The organism is Mycobacterium sp. NGS66, assembly GCF_059812225.1.
Genome location: NZ_JCALCG010000034.1, coordinates 1 through 2,447 on the forward strand (window position 1 = coordinate 1; position 2,447 = coordinate 2,447).

Here is a 2,447-nt window from a genome sequence, read left to right on the forward strand (position 1 = left end):
GGGTGCGGGCGCGGCCGTCGCCGGATCCGTTCGACCCGTTCGTCGATTATGTGAAAGCCCGGTTGCGTGAGGACCCGCATGTGTGGGCCTGCACCCTGTTCGATGAGCTGGAAGGGCTGGGTTTTCCGCTGTCGTATCAGAGCTTGACCCGCAATATCCGCGCGCGTGGTTTGCGGCCGGATTGCGAGGCCTGCCGGTCGGTGACGGATCGGCCGAATGCGATCATTGCGCACGAGCCGGGGGACGAAACCCAGTGGGACTGGCTGGATTTGCCGGATCCACCGGCGTTGTGGGGGTGGGGTAAGACCGCGCGTCTGCTGGTCGGGTCGCTGGCCTATTCGAGCAAGTGGCGCGGCTGGCTGCAGCCAGCGACCGATCAGCCGCACCTGGTGGAGGGCTTGGACCGGATTTCTCGAGCCTTGGGTGGAGTGACCAAGACGTGGCGGTTCGACCGGATGGCCACCGTGTGTGATCCAGGCTCGGGCCGGATCACCGCATCCTTTGCCGGAGTGGCCAAACACTATTCGGTCGCGGTGGCGGTATGCCCGCCCCGGCGCGGCAACCGCAAGGGTGTGGTGGAGAAAAACAATCACACTGCCGCGCAACGCTGGTGGCGCACGGTGGCCGACGATGTCACACCCGAGCAGGCCCAAGCGGGCCTCGACCGGTTTTGCGCCACCCGTGCTGACACCAGGATGCGGGTGACCCCCGAGGGTAAATACAGCGTCGCCGCGCTCGCGGCGACCGAACCGCTGCAACCCGTTGCGGCGCAACCGTATCCGCTGATCGTGGCCGAGCAGCGGATCGCGTCGCGCCAAGCGTTGGTGTCCTACCGCGGCAACCGCTACTCGGTGCCCCCGGAGCTAGCCATGGCCACCGTCACGGTTACCCACCCGGTCGGTGGCCAGTTCATCGACATCGCCACGTCCGGCGGGATCGTGGTGGCCCGGCACCGGCGTCTGGCCGACGGTCTGGGTGCCACCGTGCGCGATAGCGGGCATGTGATCGCGCTGGATACCGCGGCCATGGCCGCCGCCAATAGTGGGCGTCCACACCGGCGCAAGGAACGCATCCCACCGGGACCCGCCGCTCGCGCCGCCGCGGCCGAACTGCGCCAGCGACTGGCCACCGCAGAGGGGCCTGTGGTCGAGTCATCCGCCACCACAACCACTTCCACGATCATCGACCTGTCCGTTTACGAGCGGGCCGCACAGCAAAGGACCACCCTGAAATGACTGACAACACTTCATTGACGATGCCCACCACCGCCGAGGCCGCCAGCCGCTACCAGCGCCTGCGCTCGCATCTGGCTGCGCTGAAACTACAGGCCGCCGCCGAAGCACTGCCCGCCTTGCTCGATGAGGCCACCGCCGAGCAGCTGTCGCTGACCGCGGCGTTGGAGCGGCTGCTGGCCATCGAGGTCAGGGCGACTGAGGCTCGCCGGTTGGCCGGCCGGCTGCGCTTCGCCAGCCTGCCCACCCCGGCCACCCTGGAAGGCTTCGACGTCGACGCCGCCGCCGGGGTGGACCGCAAACTCCTCGACGAGCTGGCCACCTGCCGCTACCTGCAGTCGGCCACCAACATTTTGCTGGTCGGGCCGCCGGGTACGGGCAAGACACACTTAGCGGTGGGCCTGGCCCGCGCGGCCGTGCACGCCGGTTACCGCACCTACTTCACCACCGCCGCTGATTTGGCCGCGCGCTGTCACCGCGCCGCGATCGAGGGCCGTTGGGCCACCACCATGCGCTTCTACGCCGGCCCGACGCTATTGGCCATCGATGAACTTGGATATCTGCCGCTGCCCAACGAGGCCGCTTCCGCGTTGTTTCAGGTTGTCTCGCAACGATATTTGAAGTCCTCGATCGTGTTAACGACCAATAGGCCGGTAGGGTCGTGGGGCGAAATCCTGGGCGACACCACCGTCGCGGCCGCTTTATTGGATCGGTTGTTGCACCGCTGCGTGGTGCTCACCCTCGATGGCGAGTCCTACCGGCTGCGCGATCACCAGGCCGCCGCCGAAACCCTGCGCAAAGCAACCACCGCAATCAGTCGATGAACCCATCACCACATACCGAGAAGGAACCGATGAATACCCAGTCAGCCCAACCGATTCCGAGTAACGGCCAGCAACCTCGCCCCGCCCGCGCCAGCGTCCCGATCAACGCCGCACAACTCGCACAGATCGCCGACCTGTTTAACATCCTCGACGGATTCCTGCGCCACGCCGACGGCATTGCCGACCATTTGTCCGACTATCTCCACGCCACCGGGCACGACCGCCCCCAAACCCCCAACTGGACCAGCTACGACGCGGGACTGGTCATCGACCTGGTCAGCTTCACCGCCCACAATTTGTGCACCCACCGCCGAAAACCGCTACAGTAACCACCGCCCCCGGGTGGGGAATTTCAGTGAGCACACCTGGGGATTTTCGATGAGCGCCATCA

At 66.3% G+C, this 2,447-nt stretch carries 3 protein-coding genes; all 3 read left to right on the plus strand.

From position 1 onward, the window contains the following. On the plus strand, positions 1–1,235 hold a 1,235-nt coding region (locus tag AC5Y2L_RS28515; protein ID WP_499940082.1), incomplete at its 5' end, for a Mu transposase domain-containing protein. Continuing rightward, on the plus strand, positions 1,232–2,056 hold the full coding sequence (gene istB / locus AC5Y2L_RS28520) for an IS21-like element helper ATPase IstB (protein WP_499940084.1): 825 nt from the start codon (positions 1,232–1,234) through the stop codon (positions 2,054–2,056). The genes AC5Y2L_RS28515 and istB, both read left to right, overlap by 4 nt. A gap of 29 nt (positions 2,057–2,085) precedes the next feature. Beyond that, positions 2,086–2,385, plus strand: coding sequence for a hypothetical protein (locus tag AC5Y2L_RS28525; protein ID WP_499940085.1), 300 nt, complete (start codon positions 2,086–2,088; stop codon positions 2,383–2,385). The last annotated feature ends 62 nt before the right edge of the window (positions 2,386–2,447 follow it).

Bases quoted from the DNA above. Each gene is read 5' to 3' on its own strand.
- istB (WP_499940084.1), top strand. From the start codon at position 1,232: ATGACTGACAACACTTCATTGACGATGCCCACCACCGCCGAGGCCGCC.
- AC5Y2L_RS28525 (WP_499940085.1), top strand. From the start codon at position 2,086: ATGAATACCCAGTCAGCCCAACCGATTCCGAGTAACGGCCAGCAACCT.